Below are 18,433 nucleotides of genomic sequence, written 5' to 3' on the forward strand. Positions count from 1 at the left end.
TTTTTGACTTTTATTTTATTAGATATATATATATATGATACATTAAAAATGAATAGAAAAAATAGTAGATTCAGTAAAATTACAATTCGATTAGCTTCTCCAGAAACTATATTAAAAGAATCTAATGGAGAAGTTTTAAAACCGGAAACAATTAATTATAGAACTCATAAACCAGAAAGAGATGGACTTTTTTGTGAACGTATTTTTGGTCCAGTAAAAGATTATGAGTGTGCTTGTGGTAAATATAAAAGGATACGTTATAAAGGAATTGTTTGTGATAGATGTGGAGTAGAGGTTACTGAAAAAAAAGTTAGGAGAGAAAGAATGGGTCATATTAGTCTTGTTGTTCCCGTTGTACATATTTGGTGTTTTAGAACTTCTCCTAATAAAATAGGATATTTATTGGGATTACCATCTAAAAAACTTGAAATGATCATTTATTATGAACGATATGTAGTAATACAAGGAGGTATAGCTAATCGTTTAGATGGATCAAATTTAAAAAAAGGTGATTTTCTTACAGAAGAAGAATATTTATATATTTTATATAAATTACCGAAAGGTAATCAGTTATTAGATGATACGGATCTTAATAAATTTATAGCTAAAATGGGGGCTGAATGTATAGGAGATCTTTTAAATCGTTTAGATTTAGATCTTTTATCTATTGAATTAAGAAATCAGGCTAACAACGAAACATCTAAACAAAGAAGAACTGAAGCTTTAAAACGGTTACAAGTAGTGGAATCTTTTAGAGAGGGGAAAAAAAATGGAGGAAATATTTCATGGATGATTATTCATGTTTTATCTGTTATTCCACCTGAATTACGTCCTTTAGTCCCTCTAGATGGAGGTCGTTATGCAGCTTCTGATATGACCGATTTATATCGTCGTGTACTTATAAGAAATAACCGTTTGAAACGACTGATGGAAATTAAAGCTCCTGAAGTTATTTTAAGAAATGAAAAAAGGATGCTTCAAGAAGCTGTAGATTCTCTTTTTGATAATTCAAGAAAGGTTTCTGCAGTAAAAACTGAAGGTAATCGCCCTTTAAAATCATTATCCGATTCTTTAAAAGGGAAACAAGGAAGATTTAGACAGAATCTTCTGGGAAAAAGAGTAGATTATTCGGCCCGTTCAGTTATTGTAGTAGGTCCTCATTTGAAATTACATGAATGTGGACTACCTAAAGATATGGCAGCAGAATTATATAAACCTTTTATTATAAGAAAATTGATTGAAAGAGGAATAGTAAAAACTGTAAAATCTTCCAAAAAAATTATTGATAAAAGAGAACCAATGATATGGGATATTTTGGAAAATGTATTGCGAGGACATCCCGTACTATTAAATAGAGCACCAACTTTACATAGATTAGGTATTCAAGCATTTCAGCCTAAATTAATAGAAGGTAAAGCAATCCAATTACATCCTTTAGTTTGTGCGGCTTTTAATGCAGATTTTGATGGAGATCAAATGGCCGTACATTTACCTTTATCTCCGGGAGCAATTTTAGAATCTCAACTTCTTATGTTAGCATCTCAAAATATTTTGAATCCAGCTAATGGATCTCCCATTACGGTCCCATCTCAAGATATGGTATTAGGATTATATTATATGACTAAACCATTATATTTATCAAAAAATAAAAAATTTAAAAAAAAGGTTTTTATTTTTTATTCTTCAGAAGAGGTAAAAATAGCCTATTATCAAAATATAGTAAAGTTGCATACTTCGATTAAGGTAAAAGTGAATATTCGAAAAAATGATAATTTATTATATAATCAATTAATAGAAACTACTGTAGGTAGAGTTTTATTTAATCAAGTTGTTCCTAAACAAGTAGGATTTATTAATGAATCCCTTACAAAAAAATCTTTAAGAGAGATTATTGGAAAAATTTTACATCTTACTAATGTACCTACTACTGCAAAATTTTTAGATGATATTAAAGAATTAGGTTTTTATAATGCATTTAAAGGTGGTCTATCTTTTGGATTAGGGGATATTATTATTCCAAAAGATAAAAATAATATGGTAGATGATGCTATAGAACAAGTTGATAATGTAAAAATAAATTATAATATGGGGTTAATTACAAATAACGAACGTTATAATCAAGTTATTGATATTTGGACTAATACAAATGCAATGCTTACAGAAAAAGTAATGAAACATATGCGTGAGGATAGAAATGGTTTTAATCCAGTTTATATGATGTTAGATTCTGGTGCTAGAGGTTCTAAAGAACAAATTCGTCAACTTTCTGGTATGCGAGGATTAATGGCAAAACCCCAAAAAGCTGGATCTTCTGGTGGAGAAATTATTGAAAATCCAATTTTATCAAATTTTAGAGAAGGTCTATCTATTTTAGAATATTTTATATCAACTCATGGAGCTCGTAAAGGATTAGCAGATACTGCTTTAAAAACGGCAGATGCTGGGTATCTTACTCGACGTTTAGTTGATGCTGCGCAGGATGTTATTATAAAAATAGAAGATTGTAAAACTATACGTGGTTTAGAAATATCTGCTTTAAAAAAAAATGAAGAAATAGTGGATACATTATTTAATAGAATTTTAGGAAGAGTATCTTTAAATGATGTTTATCATCCTAAAAAAAATCAATTATTAGTTTCTTCTGGAGAAATGATAAATGAAAAAATTGCGTATTTAATTGAAAAAGTTGGGATTGAATTTGTAGAAGTTCGTTCTCCTCTTACTTGTGAATCTAAAATGGGGATTTGTTCTCAATGTTATGGTAGAAATTTATCTACTGGAAATATAGTTCAAAAAGGAGATGCTGTAGGAGTTATTGCAGCTCAATCTATTGGAGAGCCAGGTACACAATTAACTCTTAGAACTTTTCATGTTGGAGGTACAGCTGGAAATATAGCTGAATCTTCTCAAATAAGAGCAAAATATGATGGGATTATAGAATTTGAAGATTTAAAAATTGTAAAAATAAAAAATGATTACGGAAAAAAATTAAAAATAGTTGTTTCTCGTTCTACAGAAATGAAACTTTTTAATGAAAAAAAATCTTCTATTTTAATGGTTCATAATATTCCTTATGGAGCAACTTTATATGTTAAACATGGTGATCAATTAAAAGAAGGAGATCAAATCTGTAAATGGGATTTATATAATGCAGTTATTGTTTCAGAATATACTGGAATAATATCTTATCAGAATTTAGAACAAGGTATATCTTTTCAAGTAGAAATTGATGAACAAACTGGATTTCAGGAAAAAGTTATTACAGAAGTAAGAAATAAAAATTTAATACCAACATTAAAAATTATTGATAATAACAATAAAGAATTGAAATTTTATAACCTACCGGTAGGTGCTCATTTAATGGTAGAAGATGAAGAAAAAATAGAAGTAGGTAAAATTTTAGTTAAAGTTCCTAGAAAAACTGCTAAATCTGGTGATATTACAGGAGGATTACCTCGATTATCAGAATTATTTGAGGCACGTAATCCATCTAATCCAGCAGTAGTATCAGAAATGGATGGAATAGTGAGTCATGGAAAAATAAAAAGAGGAAATAGAGAAATTATTGTTGAATCTAAAACAGGTGATATAAAAAAATACCTTGTAAAACTTTCTAATCAAATTCTTGTTCAAGATAATGATTATGTTAAAGCGGGTATGGCTTTATCTGATGGTGCTATAACACCTAATGATATTTTAAATATAAGAGGACCTAGAGCAGTTCAAGAATATTTAATTAGAGAAATACAGGAAGTATATCGATTACAAGGTGTAAAAATTAATGATAAACATTTTGAAATTATTGTTTTACAAATGATGCGAAAAATAGAAGTTATAGATATAGGAGATACTAGATTTTTAGAAGGAAATATTGAGTATAAAGATGATTTTATAGAAGAAAATGATAGAATTTTTCAAATGAGAGTTATTGAAAATTCGGGGGATTCCGAAAATTTTAAATCTGGAGATATAATTAGTTATAGAGATTTTAGAAATGAAAATGCAGTTTTAAAATATAAAAAAAAGAAATTGATAAAAACTAGAAATGCTATTCCTGCTACTGGAAGACCTATATTACAAGGAATTACAAGATCTGCATTACAAACTAAATCTTTTATATCTGCAGCATCTTTTCAGGAAACTACTAAGGTATTAAGTGAAGCGGCTATAAGTAGTAAAACAGATTATTTATTTGGATTAAAAGAAAATGTTATTGTAGGGCATAAAATACCTGCAGGAACTGGATTAAAAGAATATGAAAATATTTTATCAGAAATTTTATAATTCAATTTTTTTATTATTATCATTTATTTTTTTCCATTGATCTTTTATGGATACTGTTTTATGAAAAATTAATTTTTTATTGTATTTATTCGTTGTATTTACATAAAAATATCCAATTCTTTGGAATTGAAAATGATCTCCTTTTTTAGCATTATGAAGAAATGGTTCTGCATAAGCTATAATTTTATCTATTGATTTTGGATTGATATATTTATTTAAATTTTTATCTATTTTTTTTATTAAAAAAAGAGAGTTATATATATGTATTTTTATAGGAATAGAATGTTTTATAGAAACCCAATGTAAAGTACTTTTTATTTTTCTTTTTTTTTGATTTTTTTTATTTTCATTAGATTTACTTGTAGGATCGTATGTACAGTGTATTTCTATTATTTCTCCCTTAAAATTTTTTATTATGGAATTTGCTTTAATAATGTAAGCATTTTTAAGTCTTACTTCACAACCAATGGAAAGTCTAAAAAATTTTTTTATTTTTTTTTCTAAAAAATCATTTTTTTCAATATATAAATATTTGGAAAAAGGAATTTTTCTATATCCAAATTTTGGATTTTCTGGATTATTTTCTGCATTAACCCATTCTATTTTTTTTGAAGAATAATTATCAATAATTAATTTAATTGGATTTAAAACAACCATTACTCTAGTAGATATTTTATTTAAATGTTCTCGAATTTTAAATTCTAAAAGAGATATATCAATAAGATTATTTCTTTTGGAAATTCCTATTTTTTGGATAAAATTTTTTATTGCTATAGCTGTATAACCTCTATTACGTAATCCAGATATTGTAAAAATTCGAGGATCTTCCCAAGATTTTATTATTTTTTTATTTATTAAAAATTGTATTTTTCTTTTACTAGTTATAGAATAGCTTAAATTTAATCTTGAAAATTCTATTTGTTTAGGTCTTATTTTATTTTTTTCAACGATTTGATCCAGATACCAATTATATAAAGGTCTCCTATTTTCAAATTCTAATGTGCATAAAGAATGTGATATTTGTTCAATATAATCACATAATCCATGTGTCCAATCATAAGTAGGATAAATACACCATTTATTTTTGGTACGATGATGTGTTTTTTTCAAAATTCTATACATAATTGGATCTCGCATATTCATATTTGAGGAATTCATGTCTATTTTTGCTCTTAGTACACATGTTTTTTCTTCAAAAAATCCTTTTTTCATTTTTTCAAATAAATATAAATTTTCATTTATAGATCTATTTCTATAATTACTATTTATTCCGGATTCAAAAGGAGTTTTTCTTTGAAATTGAATAATATTTTTAGGTAGATTATCTACATAAGCTTTATTATTTTTAATAAGTTTTATAGCCCATTCATAAAGTTGTTGAAAATAGTTTGAAGAATAATATTCCTGATCCCATTCAAAACCTAAAAATTTTATATCTTTTTTTATAGAATCTATAAATTTTATTTTTTCTTCAATTGGATTGGTATCATCAAATCTCAAATTTACTGGGGCATTATACTTTTTCCCTAATTCAAAATTGAGATAAATAGCTTTAACATGTCCTATATGAAGATATCCATTTGGTTCTGGTGGAAATCTAAATTTTATATTTTCAGTAGAAAATCCATTTTTTATATCTTCTTCTATAATTTTTTCAATAAAATGTAATTGTGATTCTATTATCAATAATAATTAAATATTTAATAAATTTAATTTTTTTTTTCTAAAAAATCTATTTTTGTAATATAAATAAAATTTTATACTAGTGAATTATTATGAAACTATTAAATGGATTTTTAATCGTCTTCCAAGTTATCAAAATATTGGATTAAAATCATATAAACCAGGTTTAAAAAGAATAAAAACTTTTTGTTCTTATTTAGGAAATCCTCAATGTTATTTTAAAAGTATTCATGTAGGAGGAACAAATGGAAAAGGATCTACAGTACATATGTTATCTTCTATTTTACAAGAAGAAAAATATAATATAGGATTATTTACTTCACCTCATTTAATAGATTTTAGAGAGAGAATATGCTATAATGGATATCTTATAGAAAAAGATTTTATTATAGATTTTATTAAAGAAAATAAAAAAATTATTGAAAAAGAACAAATATCATTTTTTGAAATGAATACTGCTTTGGCTTTTCAATATTTTAAAGAAAAAAAAGTTTATATAGCTATAATTGAAGTAGGAATGGGTGGACGTTTAGATTCTACTAATATAATAGATCCTGAAATATCAGTGATTACTAATATTAGTGAAGATCATACAGAATTTCTTGGAGAAAATCGATTAAAAATTTCTTTAGAAAAAGCAGGTATTATAAAAAAAAATAAATCAGTTATAATTGGAAATAAAATATCAAATGACCTACGATTTATTTTTTTACAAGAATCATTCAAAAAAAATTCTCCTATATATTTTTCAGAAAATATAAAAGATTATTCCAAATATAAAATTCCATTTGAAGCAAAATATCAAAATTTAAATAAAATCATTGTATTAAAAATTATAGATATTTTAAATAAGAGAAAAAATATCATTATTTCGAATAAATCTATAAAAAATGGATTAAAAAATATTATTAAAAATACTTCTTTTAAAGGACGTTGGCATATATTACAGTATAATCCAAAAATTATCTGTGATATTGCTCATAATGAAGGTGGATTTATTATGATAAAAAATCAATTAAAAAAAGAATCATACAAAAATTTACATTTAATATTAGGTTTTGTAAAAGAAAAAAAAGTAGAAAAATTATTAAAATATTTTTCTAATGAAGCTTTTTATTATTTTTGTCAACCAAATATAGAAAGAAAATTCCCTATTGATAACTTAAAAAAGTTGGTAAAAAAAAATTTTAAAAATTATAGAAAAATATATTTTTTTTCTTCTGTAAAAAATGCTTATTCATATGCTAAATTGAAAGCAAAAAAAAAAGATTTAATTTTAATATGTGGGAGTACTTTTATTGTTTCTGAAGCTTTAATTATAAATTTTTCTTTAAATTTGTAAAAAAAGTAGTAATTATATAAGGGCAATTAGCTCAGTTTGGTTTAGAGCATCTGTTTTACAAGCAGGGGGTCACTGGTTCAAATCCAGTATTGCCCACTTTATTTAAAATAAAAGATAATATTTTATCTTTTTCTTTTGGATTAAACCATGTTATGGAAGTATCTTTTTTATACCATGTTAATTGTCTTTTTGCATATTTTCGGGTATTTTTTTTTATTTCTTCTGAAATTTCTGAAATGGAATATTTTTTTTTAGAAAAAAAATTATAAATTTCTTTATATCCTATAGTATTTAAGCTATTTAGATATCTATAAGGATAATATTTTTTTGCTTCTTCTAATAATCCATTTTTAATCATTTTTTCTACTCTATTGTTTATTCGAAAATAAATTTCATCTTTTGATAAAATTAATCCTATTTTTAAAACCGTAAAATTGTTTAAATATTTTTTTTTGAAGAAAAAAATAGGAGAATTACCTGTAGATTGAAATATTTCTAAATATCGTATCAAACGTCTTGGATTATTAATATCTAAATAATTAGGTATTTTTCCATATTCTTTAACTTTTTTTTGTAAAAAAAGGATTCCTTTTTTTTTAAAGTTAAAAATTAAATTATTTCTAATATTTAAATCAATATTTGGAATATCAGATAATCCATTTATTACTGCTTTTTCATATAACCCCGATCCTCCTACCATGATTAAAATAGAATATTTATTAAATAATTTTTTTATTTTTTGACGAGATTCTATCTCAAAATATTTTGCATTATAAATTTGATGAATAGTTAAATGTCCTATGAAATGATGAGGAATTAATTTAAGATCTTCCATTTTTGGCATAGAAGTTCCGATTTTTAATTCTTTATAAAATTGTCTAGAATCACAAGATAAAATTTCGGTTTTTAATTTTTTTGCTAAAAAAATGGAAATAGATGTTTTTCCAATACTTGTTGGACCTAAAATAAAAATGATAAAACGATTTTTCAAGTTTTTATTTCAGAATATTTAGATAATTTTTTTAACATCCAATAATCTACTATAACTAAAGCTGTCATGGATTCTACAATAGGAACTGCACGAGGGAGTACACAAGGATCATGTCTTCCTTTTCCTTCTATAATTGAAAAATTTCCATATTTATCTATAGTTTTTTGTTTTTTCATAATTGTTGCTACAGGTTTAAAAGCAATTTTAAAATAAATATCCATTCCATTTGATATTCCACCTTGAATTCCTCCAGATAAATTAGTTTTAGTAGTCCCATCAATATTAAATAAATCATTATGTTTAGATCCAGTTAGTTTAGAACCAAAAAAACCACTACCATATTCAAATCCTTTTACAGCATTAATTGAAAGCATCGCTTTAGCTAATTCTGCATGTAATTTATCAAAAATAGGTTCTCCAATTCCTGATGAAATATTCTTTATTACACAAGTAATAGTTCCTCCTAAAGTATCCCCTATTTTTTTGGTTTGATGAATTAATGATAACATTTTTTTTTCAGTATATGTATCTGGACATCTGATAGGTGATTTTTCTATATTTTTTTCAGATAAATCAAGATCTTGATAAGATTTATTTATTTCAATATTTCCTACAGAAGAAACATAAGATATTATTTTAATGTCTTTTATTAATTGTTTAGCAATAGATCCAGCTACAACTCTACATATCGTTTCCCGGGCAGAAGATCTTCCACCACCTCTATAATCTCTTATTCCATACTTTTTTTCATATGTAAAATCTGAATGAGAAGGACGATATATATTTTTTATATGTTTATAATCTTCAGATTTATGATCTTTATTATCAATAATAAAACCGATAGGAGTCCCTGTAGTTATTTCATCTAAGATACCTGAAAGAAAATTTACTTGATCAGGTTCATTTCTTTGAGTTACAATAGATGATTGACCTGGTCTTCTACGATTTAATTCTTTTTGAATTTTTTCAAAATTCAATTTTAATCCAGCTGGACATCCATCAATAATTCCTCCTAAAGAATTTCCATGGCTTTCTCCAAAAGTAGTAATTCGAAATATATTTCCAAAAATATTACCAGCCATAAATTAATGTAATTATTTAAAAAAATTTTAATTTTTTATTTCTATAGAAAGTGGTCTACCAAAATGATTTATTCTACTCATTCCTGTTAATATTTTATTTTGATAACGTTTTTCTACTTCAAATAAAGAAAAATTTGATAAAATTTCTATATGTCCAATATTAATACGTGAATTTTTATTCACTATTTGATTAATTAAATTAATTAATCTTAATTTCGTTAAATTATCTTTGGATCCTATATTTAAAAAAAGTTTAGAAAAAGAATCTTTTTTAAATTTTTTAGGTTTAGAAAAAGAATCTTTTTTAAATTTTTTAGGTTTAGAAAAAGAATCTTTTTTAAATTTTTTTGTATAAAATAAAGAGGAATTAGATTTAGAAGAAAAAATAATATTAAGATCTTTAGCATTTTTATAGGAATAAATAAAACGATTAAATTCTATCCAAGAAAAACGTTTTATTAATTCTTCTTTATCAAAAGATTCTAATTTTTTTTTTATTTCCGGAAAAAAAGGTATCATTGATTGTTCATCAACTACTACTTTTTTTACTTTTTCTATAAAATAGAGGAATTGTTTTTCACAAATTTCTTTTCCAGAAGGTATCATAGTTCTTTCAAAAGTTTTTCCAATTTTTTTTTCGAATTCTCGTAAATTTTTTATTTCATTAGAATGAATAATACAAACGGAAATACCTGAATTTCCAGCTCTTCCCGTTCGACCACTTCTATGCACATAAATTTCATTTTCATCAGGAAGATTATAGTTTATAACATGAGTAATATCATTTACATCTATTCCTCTAGCAGCAACATCTGTTGCTACAAGTAATTGTAATTTTTTTTTTCTAAATTTATTCATCACAGACTCACGTTGTGCTTGTGATAAATCTCCATAAATAGCATCTGTATTATAACCATCTTGTATTAAAGATTCTGCTATTTCTTTAGTATTTTTTCTAGTTCTACAAAATATAATTCCATAAATTTCGGGATGGATATCTACAATACGTTTTAATGCTAAATATTTATTTGAATTACTTACTATGTAGTAAATATGTTTTACATCATCAGAACAAATATTCCGTTTACCTGTAATAATTTCTTTAGGTTCTATTAAATAAGAATGTGCTATAACATTCATATATTTAGACATTGTAGCCGAAAATAATAAACTTTGTCTTTTTTTTGGTAATTTTAAAATAATGGAATCTAATTCTTCTTTAAATCCCATATTTAGCATTTCATCTGCTTCATCAAGTATTAAATACTTAATATTAGATAAATATAATTTATTTCTTCGAATTAAATCAATAATTCTACCTGGTGTACCTACAATTATATGATTACTTTTTTTAAGTAATTTTATTTGATTATCAATGCTAACGCCACCATATAATGAAATAATTTTTATTAGTAAAATATATTTTGAAAAACTTAATAGATCACGTGTAATCTGAATACATAATTCTCTTGTTGGACATAATATCAATGCTTGTGCGTAACGAATCTCTAAATTTATTTTTTGTATAATAGGTAATCCAAAAGCTGCAGTTTTTCCAGTTCCTGTTTGTGCTAATGCTATTATATCTTTTTCAGATTCTAATAAAAATGGAATTACTTTTTTTTGTATAAGAGTAGGATATTTGAATCCAATATCTTCTATTGCTTTAATGATTTTATCGTTTAAAAAATTGTATTCTTTAAAAGTTTTCATAAACGAAATCAATTAATAAAAATAAATACATTATTATTTTTTTTTTATATCACAAATATAGATATTTAATTGTTAATGATTACTTAATCTTAATGAGTTTATTATTTAATAATGTAGATTAAAAGTTTTATATTTTTTTTGTTTTTTTATAAGTTTTTTAGTTATAATTTCATATCTTATTATTAAAAGTATAGATGATAAAGTGATACCTAATCCTAATCCTATCCATACACCTTGACCCCCCATTTTAAAATATATGGAAAATAACCATTCTATGGGTAATGCAATAATCCAATAAGAAAAAAAACTTATGTACATAGGAATATTAACATCATGTATTCCTCTTAATGCTCCAATGATTATTCCTTGTATTCCATCAGATATTTGAAAAATACTAGCAATTATAATCATTTTTTTTGCTAAATAAATTACTTCATAATCATTTTTAATATATAAATAAGGAATATAATTACGAAAAAATAAAAATATAAGACTACATATTAACATAAATATTATTCCCATAATTATAATTGACCATCCTATTTTTCTTAATTCAGAATAATTTTTTAAAGCTAGTTGATTTCCTATTCTAATTGTTGCAGATACGGAGAATCCTGTACTAAGAAGAAAAGTTGATGAGACAAGATTAAGAACTATTTGATGTGCTGCTAATTCTTTTATTCCACATTTTCCAGATATAAAAGAAGAGATTGAAAAAGCACCTATTTCAAATAACATATGTAATCCAGATGGAATACCTATTTTTAGAATTTTTTTCAAATATATTTTTTTTAAAAAAAAATATTTGAAATGATTATAATAATTACGAACTTTTTTATATCTATATAATAAAAAATAAATACCTATTAACATTATAATTCTAGAAATTAAAGTTGCATAAGCTATTCCAGAAACTCCTAATTTTGGAATTCCATATAAACCATTAATGAATAAATAATTTAGAATAATATTAATAAAGGCTGATATCCATGTAATGATTAGACTAGGAAAAACTAAAGATAATCCTTCTGAAAATTTTCTAAAAACTTCAAAAATCATCCATGGAATAAAAGTAATAGCTGTAATTCTTAAAAAAGATATTGTATCATTTAAAATTTCTTTAGGTTGTCCTAAATATGGAAGAATATAAAAAAAAATATGTATAAAAATATACATGAATATTGATAAAAAAAAATTCAGTATCAATCCATGATAGAAAATAATAGCCCCTTTTTGATACTCATTTTTTGCATCTACTAATGCTATTAAAGGAGATATTGCAGTAGATATTCCCAATCCAAAAATAACAAGAACAAGAAAAATAGAATTAGCTAATGAAACTGAGGCTAAAGCTTTTTTACCTAAAAATCCTACCATCATATTATCAGATAATCCAACAATTATAACTCCTAATTGTGTAAAAGATATAGGAATGGCTAATAAAAGGTTTTTTTTAAAATATTGTAAATATGTTATATATTTTTTTCTTATATTTTTATAAATGGAAATTTTACAATATTAACAGGAATTTTTTTTTCTCTTATTGAAATAAAAATAGATTTTTTATTTAATTTATTTTTTGTAATAAAACCTAATCCTATCCCTTTTTTTAGAATTGGAGAAAAACATCCAGATGTTACTTTTCCAATAATAGAATTTTTTTTATTTTTTAATAAATTACCTTGTCGAGGTATTTTACTTTCTTCTATAAAAAAAGAAAAAAATTTTTTATATGTACCTTCAATTTTTTGTTTTTTTAATATTTTTTTTGCAATAAATTTTTTATTAAATTTTGTAATCCAAGATAATCCAGCTTCTATAGGAGTAATTTCTTCAGTTATATCTTGACCATATAAACGATATCCCATTTCTATTCTTAATGAATTTCTACTTGCTATTCCACAAGGTATCATATTTGAAAGAATACCTACATTTAAAATATTATTCCATATATATTCCGTATACTTATTATGAATATAAATTTCTACCCCTTTAGATCCAGTATATCCTGTTCTTGAGATCAAAATTTCATCTATATCTGAAAATTTTCCTATTTCAAAATGATAAAATGGAATTTTAGATAATGGAATATTTGTCAATTTTTGAATAGAAGATATAGATTTTGGTCCTTGTATGGATAAAAGCGAATATTCTTGAGATAAATCTAAAAATTTTAATTTTTTATTTTTTATATAATTATTGATCCATTTTTTATCTTTTTCAATATTTATTGCATTAACTATGAGTAAAAATTCTATTTTTGAAATTTTGTAAATAATTAAATCATCAATAATACCTCCTAAAGTATTAACTAAACAAGTATATTGAGCTTGTCCAGATTTTATATTAGATAAATTATTTATAGTTAAGTATTGAAGTAGATTATGAGAATCTTTTCCTTTTAAAATAAATTTTCCCATATGACTAATATCAAATAGACCTACCGATTTTCTTACAGCCATATGTTCTTTTAATGAAGAGATATATTGAAGTGGCATAGAAAACCCAGAATAAGGGATCATTTTTGCTCCTAATTGTATATGATTATTATATAATATTGTTTTTTTTAATACATTAAGATCCATCATATTCTGCAAAATTATTTTTAGTTTCGTACAAAGTTATTTTTAAATTTAAATTAGAAGATATTTTTTTTTTAATTTTATTCCAAAGAAAAATAACAATATTTTCCATTGTAGGATTAACATCATAAAATTCTTCAATATCTACATTAATATTTTTATGATCAAAAAAAATATCTATTTCTTTATGAATAAGGTTTTTTAATTTTTGGATATTAAAAACAAATCCAGTTTTTGAATTTATTTCTCCTGTAATACTAACAATATATTCATAATTATGTCCATGATAATTAATATATGCACATTTTCCAAATTCTTTAATATTTTTATTATGATCCCAATGAGGATTATAAAGTCTATGTGCAGCACTAAAATGACCTTTTCTACTTATAGTTACTTTCATCATAATAATTATTTATTAAAAAAAATTTAATTTTTTTAAATATTTATTTATAATAATTTTAAACCATATAGTATAAGAATTTGGGTATAAATGCATATCTATAATCAATTTTTTTAATGTAATCCATTTCCATTTATCAACTTCTTTAGAATTAATTATAGGTGGATATGCATAATATCCTATAAAAACATGATCTAATTCATATTCTATTAACCCATTATTTAATAATTCATAATAAGTAAAATAAAATTTTTTTTTTAAAAAACAATCAAATCCCATTTCTTCTATTAAACATCGATGTGCAGCTTTTAAAATAGATTCGTTTTTTTTAGGATGACTACAACATGTATTGGTCCAAAGTAATGAAGAATGATATTTTTCTGAAGATCTTTTTTGTAACATTAATAATTTATTATTATCCTTTGGATTATATTTAAATATAAATACTGATACTGCACTATGTAATAATCCTTTTATATGAACTTTTTCTTTCTTTTCAAAACCAATAATTTTATTTTTTTTTCCTATTAAAGGGATAAAAATATCTTTTTTTTTCATTATAATTTATTTTTTTGAATTTAGAATTTATAATATCATCTTTTTGATATAAAAAAAATTTTTTATTAAAAATAATTTATTAGTTTTATTTGATAAAAATTATAATTTTTAAAAAATCTTTTTTTTATATATTTTTTTTTAAATTAATTTTTTCTATTAAAATAAAAATTGTATTTATTAGAAATTTATTTCAAAAATTTTAAAAAAATGAAAAAAAAAAATTATTATTAAATGAATTAAATAATTTAAGAAAAAACACTTTAATGTATACTTTAAATATAAAATATATTGATATAGGAATAAATACTTTAGTAGCAAAAATGTTAGTAAGTAAAAAAGTACTTCAACCTATGGGATATCTTCACGGTGGTGCAACAATTGCTTTAGCAGAAAGTGTTGGAAGTGCATTATCTATAATAAATTTAAATCAAAATATTTCAAATATTTTTAACATAGAAATCTCTGCAAATCATATACGAAATGTTAGAAATGGAATTATTTTTGCTAAATCAAAAATTATTCATAAAGGGAAAAAAATTCATTTTATAAAAATAAATATTTATAATGAACATAAAAATATTATTAGTTTTTGTAAAATGACTAATATAATAATTCCTAAAAAAAAAATATGAAATTTATAGAAATAAGTATCATTAATTTATACAAAAAAATAATAAAAAAATATTATAATAATGAGAGTTTTGTTTTATTTAAAAAACCTTATGAAAATAAAATTTATTTTTATTCTCATGGTAATAATAGAAAAATTAAAATAAAAGAAAATTTTTTTTTAATTGGAAGTTTCAATCATAAAAATATCGTAAAAATTTATACTAACGAAATTTATTTTATAGATATAAAAAAAATTATATCTTCTAATAAATTAATTACTATTCCTTATTCTTTTTTAGATATCAATTTTTCTCATTTAATTTATTCATATGAATATCAAAATTTACTTAAAAAAGCTATTAGATTTATTAAAAATAATTATTTTAAAAAAGTAGTTTTATCTAGATTAATAAAAATACCATTTCAAAATTTTTATTTAAAAAAAACTTTTCAAAAATTAATTTTTTCTTATCCTAATTCTTTTATAAGTTTATGGTATGATTTTTCTCATGGTTTTTGGATAGGAGCTTCTCCAGAATTATTAATAAAATGTAATGATAAAAAATTAAAAACTGTAGCATTAGCTGGAACTATTTCAGCTTTAGAAAATAAAAATAAATGGACAAAAAAAGAAATAGAAGAACATAAAATCGTAATAAAATATATTACTACTTTTTTAAAAAAATATTATTCAGGAATTTTATCTATAGGAAAAACAAAAATTATAAATTTAGGTACTATAAAACATTTAGAAACTCCAATTAATTTTTCATTTTTTAAAAAACCAAATTTTTATGAAATTTTGGAAAATATGTATCCAACTCCTTCAATATGTGGTTATCCTAAAAAAAAATCTTTAGATTTTATACAAAAATATGAAGGTTATAATCGAAATTTTTATACCGGATATTTTGGTCCTGTTGATAAAATTAATATGGAATTATATCTTAATTTAAGATGTGCAAAAATACAAATGGATAAAAAAGAAATTAATTTATATGCAGGAAGTGGAATAACTATACATAGTAATGTAGATCAAGAATATTTAGAAACAGAAAATAAAATAAAAAATATTTTTTCTAAATTTATTTTTAATTAATTTTTTTTTTTCTATAAAATTTTTTTATAATAATACGTACACTTTTATTATAATGAAAATATTGAATAATCCAATTTGTTAAAGCTATTACTTTATTTCTAAATCCAACTAGACCAATTAAATGAACCAGCATCCAAATAATCCATGCTAAAAAACCTTTTAATCTAAAATAAGGAAAATCACATACAGCTTTATTTCTTCCAATAGTAGCCATACTTCCTAAATTTTTATATTTAAAAGGAGGTCCTAATTTATTATCCAATAAAAAATAATTAAAATTTTTAGCAAGCCAAATTCCTTGTTGAATAGCAGGTTGTGCTGTCATAGGATGACCATTTGGATAATGTTTATTTTTAATTATATAAGCTATATCTCCAATAGCAAAAATATTTGGATATCTTAAAGTTTTAAGATAATTATCTACTAAAATTCTTTGTCCATTCATTATATCTTCTTTTATAAATCCTTTAATTATAGCACCTTTTACTCCTGCTGCCCATATAACATTAGCAGATTCTATTTTTCTATTTTTATCCATAAAAACAATTTCACCATCGTAATCTTTAACTAAACAATTTAACCAAATATTTACTCCTAATTCTTTTAAATTTTTAAAAGCTTGTTTTGCAGATTTTTCAGACATCCCATCTAATAATCTAGAAGATGCTTGTAATAAATGAATATTCATACGTTGAATATTTAAATCTGGATAATCGTTTTGCAATACATATTTTTTCATTTCTGCCAAAGCTCCAGCTAGTTCTACTCCAGTAGGACCACCTCCAACAATAACAAAAGTCATTAATCTTTCTCTTTCTTTAGAATTTTTTGTAAGTAATGCATATTCAAAATCTTGTAATATAAGACTTCTTAGATTTAATGCTTCTGGAATTGATTTCATTGGTAGAGAAAAAAATTCTATATTTTTATTTCCGAAATAATTAGTTATAGATCCAGTAGCTATAATTAAATAATCATAAGATAAAATTCCTACATTTGTATGTATTTTTTTTTCTTTTATATTGATAAAATGAACATTAGCTAATCTAAAAAAAAAATTTTTTGTTTTTTTTATAATTATTCTAATAGCATGTGCAATAGAATCTGGTTCTAATCCTGCCGTTGCGACTTGATATAATAAAGGTTGAAAAGTATGATAATTATTTTTATCAATAAGGACTACTTGAAATTTATCTCTTTTCAATTTTTTAGCAACTTGTAAACCGGCAAATCCAGCTCCAATTATTACGACTCTTTTTAAATTATTTTTTATTGGAATATTCATAGTCAAAAGTTTGACGTATAAATTTATTATAAAAATTATATTTTCATTTTAATTAATAAATTAATAATTTTGTTAATTAAAGATAAAGATTATATAATTTTATGATTTATTATTTTATTATAGGAATAACATTTTTTATTAGTGTTATAGTAAGTAAAATTTTAAAAGATAAAATTCAAACTTATTCTGAATTTTATTTACAAAATCATATGAGTGGAAAAGAAATAGCAGAAAAAATGTTAACAGATAACGGTATTTATGATGTAAATATTATATCTGTAGAAGGAGAATTAACTGATCATTATAATCCATTAAATAAAACAGTTAATTTAAGTGAAAAAGTTTATTATGAAAATTCTGCTGCTTCTGCTGCTATTGCAGCTCATGAATGTGGTCATGTTTTACAACATAAATGGGGTTATAATTTATTAAAATTACGAAATGGATTAATTCCTATTTTGAATTTTAGTTCTAAATTTACACATTTAGCTATTATGATTGGACTTACAATATTTTATAGTTCAGAAGGAAAAAATTCTTTTATTCTTAAATTAGGTATAGGTTTATTTTCTTTAGCAGTTTTTTTTTCTTTTATTACTCTTCCAATAGAATTTGATGCTAGTAAAAGAGCTTTAACTTGGTTGAAAAATAAAAATATGGTAACATTTCAGGAATATGAAAAAGCAAAAGATTCTTTAAAATGGGCTTCAATGACTTATGTTATTTCAGCCTTAGGGAGTTTAGCTCAATTAATATATTTTTTATCTATTTTTAATTTTAACAAAAAAGATGAATAATC

Annotated in this window: 14 protein-coding genes and 1 tRNA gene; 6 read left to right on the top strand and 9 right to left on the bottom strand. The window is 23.0% G+C overall.

Features of this window, described 5'->3' with window-relative positions:
• Positions 1-48 precede the first annotated feature (48 nt).
• Positions 49-4,284, top strand: coding sequence for a DNA-directed RNA polymerase subunit beta' (gene rpoC, locus DM780_RS00865; RefSeq protein ID WP_110548944.1), 4,236 nt, complete (start codon positions 49-51; stop codon positions 4,282-4,284).
• Here rpoC and glnS read toward each other — a convergent pair.
• Complete coding sequence (glnS, locus tag DM780_RS00870) at positions 4,279-5,970, bottom strand: glutamine--tRNA ligase (protein ID WP_110548606.1); 1,692 nt, start codon at positions 5,968-5,970, stop codon at positions 4,279-4,281. The two genes, rpoC and glnS, sit on opposite strands and share 6 nt — an antisense overlap.
• 79 nt (positions 5,971-6,049) lie before the next feature.
• On the opposite strand from glnS, the gene DM780_RS00875 reads away from it, so the two are divergent.
• Both DM780_RS00875 and DM780_RS00880 read left to right on the top strand, forming a co-directional pair.
• Entirely contained in the window at positions 6,050-7,309 is a 1,260-nt protein-coding gene (locus tag DM780_RS00875) for a bifunctional folylpolyglutamate synthase/dihydrofolate synthase (protein WP_110548607.1), read from the top strand.
• Positions 7,310-7,329: 20 nt separating this feature from the next.
• A tRNA-Val gene (locus tag DM780_RS00880) sits at positions 7,330-7,405 on the top strand.
• On the opposite strand, the gene miaA is transcribed toward DM780_RS00880, so the two are convergent.
• The 7 genes from miaA to DM780_RS00915 all read right to left on the bottom strand — a co-directional run bounded on the left by miaA (position 7,365) and on the right by DM780_RS00915 (position 14,638).
• Positions 7,365-8,300, bottom strand: coding sequence for a tRNA (adenosine(37)-N6)-dimethylallyltransferase MiaA (gene miaA, locus DM780_RS00885; RefSeq protein WP_110548945.1), 936 nt, complete (start codon positions 8,298-8,300; stop codon positions 7,365-7,367). The genes DM780_RS00880 and miaA overlap by 41 nt on opposite strands.
• The gene (gene aroC, locus DM780_RS00890) at positions 8,297-9,382 is read right to left on the bottom strand and encodes a chorismate synthase (protein WP_110548608.1); all 1,086 of its coding nucleotides are present in this window, start codon (positions 9,380-9,382) and stop codon (positions 8,297-8,299) included. The genes miaA and aroC overlap by 4 nt, the downstream gene beginning before the upstream one ends.
• 27 nt (positions 9,383-9,409) lie before the next feature.
• Positions 9,410-11,095, bottom strand: a complete 1,686-nt coding sequence (locus tag DM780_RS00895) for a DEAD/DEAH box helicase (protein WP_110548609.1) — start codon at positions 11,093-11,095, stop codon at positions 9,410-9,412.
• Between the two features lie 105 nt (positions 11,096-11,200).
• Positions 11,201-12,475: an MATE family efflux transporter gene (locus DM780_RS00900; RefSeq protein WP_235611997.1), complete on the bottom strand. Its 1,275-nt coding sequence runs from the start codon at positions 12,473-12,475 to the stop codon at positions 11,201-11,203.
• Between the two features lie 107 nt (positions 12,476-12,582).
• Entirely contained in the window at positions 12,583-13,683 is a 1,101-nt protein-coding gene (gcvT, locus tag DM780_RS00905) for a glycine cleavage system aminomethyltransferase GcvT (protein WP_394336188.1), read from the bottom strand.
• Positions 13,670-14,080: a 6-pyruvoyl trahydropterin synthase family protein gene (locus tag DM780_RS00910; RefSeq protein ID WP_110548611.1), complete on the bottom strand. Its 411-nt coding sequence runs from the start codon at positions 14,078-14,080 to the stop codon at positions 13,670-13,672. Before DM780_RS00910 ends, gcvT begins: the two co-directional genes overlap by 14 nt.
• Before the next feature lie 15 nt (positions 14,081-14,095).
• Positions 14,096-14,638: an isopentenyl-diphosphate Delta-isomerase gene (locus DM780_RS00915; RefSeq protein ID WP_172540212.1), complete on the bottom strand. Its 543-nt coding sequence runs from the start codon at positions 14,636-14,638 to the stop codon at positions 14,096-14,098.
• 263 nt (positions 14,639-14,901) lie between these two features.
• Here DM780_RS00915 and DM780_RS00920 point away from each other — a divergent pair, with 263 nt between their 5' ends.
• On the top strand, positions 14,902-15,270 hold the full coding sequence (locus tag DM780_RS00920) for a PaaI family thioesterase (RefSeq protein ID WP_110548613.1): 369 nt from the start codon (positions 14,902-14,904) through the stop codon (positions 15,268-15,270).
• On the top strand, positions 15,267-16,349 hold the full coding sequence (locus tag DM780_RS00925; protein ID WP_110548614.1) for a chorismate-binding protein: 1,083 nt from the start codon (positions 15,267-15,269) through the stop codon (positions 16,347-16,349). Before DM780_RS00920 ends, DM780_RS00925 begins: the two co-directional genes overlap by 4 nt.
• Here the strand turns inward: DM780_RS00925 and DM780_RS00930 are convergent.
• The gene (locus DM780_RS00930; protein WP_110548615.1) at positions 16,342-17,634 is read right to left on the bottom strand and encodes an NAD(P)/FAD-dependent oxidoreductase; all 1,293 of its coding nucleotides are present in this window, start codon (positions 17,632-17,634) and stop codon (positions 16,342-16,344) included. The genes DM780_RS00925 and DM780_RS00930 overlap by 8 nt on opposite strands.
• Before the next feature lie 101 nt (positions 17,635-17,735).
• Here DM780_RS00930 and DM780_RS00935 point away from each other — a divergent pair, with 101 nt between their 5' ends.
• Positions 17,736-18,431 carry a zinc metallopeptidase gene (locus tag DM780_RS00935; protein ID WP_110548616.1) on the top strand — a complete coding sequence of 232 codons (696 nt, stop codon included), beginning with the start codon at positions 17,736-17,738 and terminating at the stop codon, positions 18,429-18,431.
• The last annotated feature ends 2 nt before the right edge of the window (positions 18,432-18,433 follow it).

This window comes from Blattabacterium punctulatus (genome assembly GCF_003226695.1).
GTDB lineage: Bacteria > Bacteroidota > Bacteroidia > Flavobacteriales > Blattabacteriaceae > Blattabacterium > Blattabacterium punctulatus.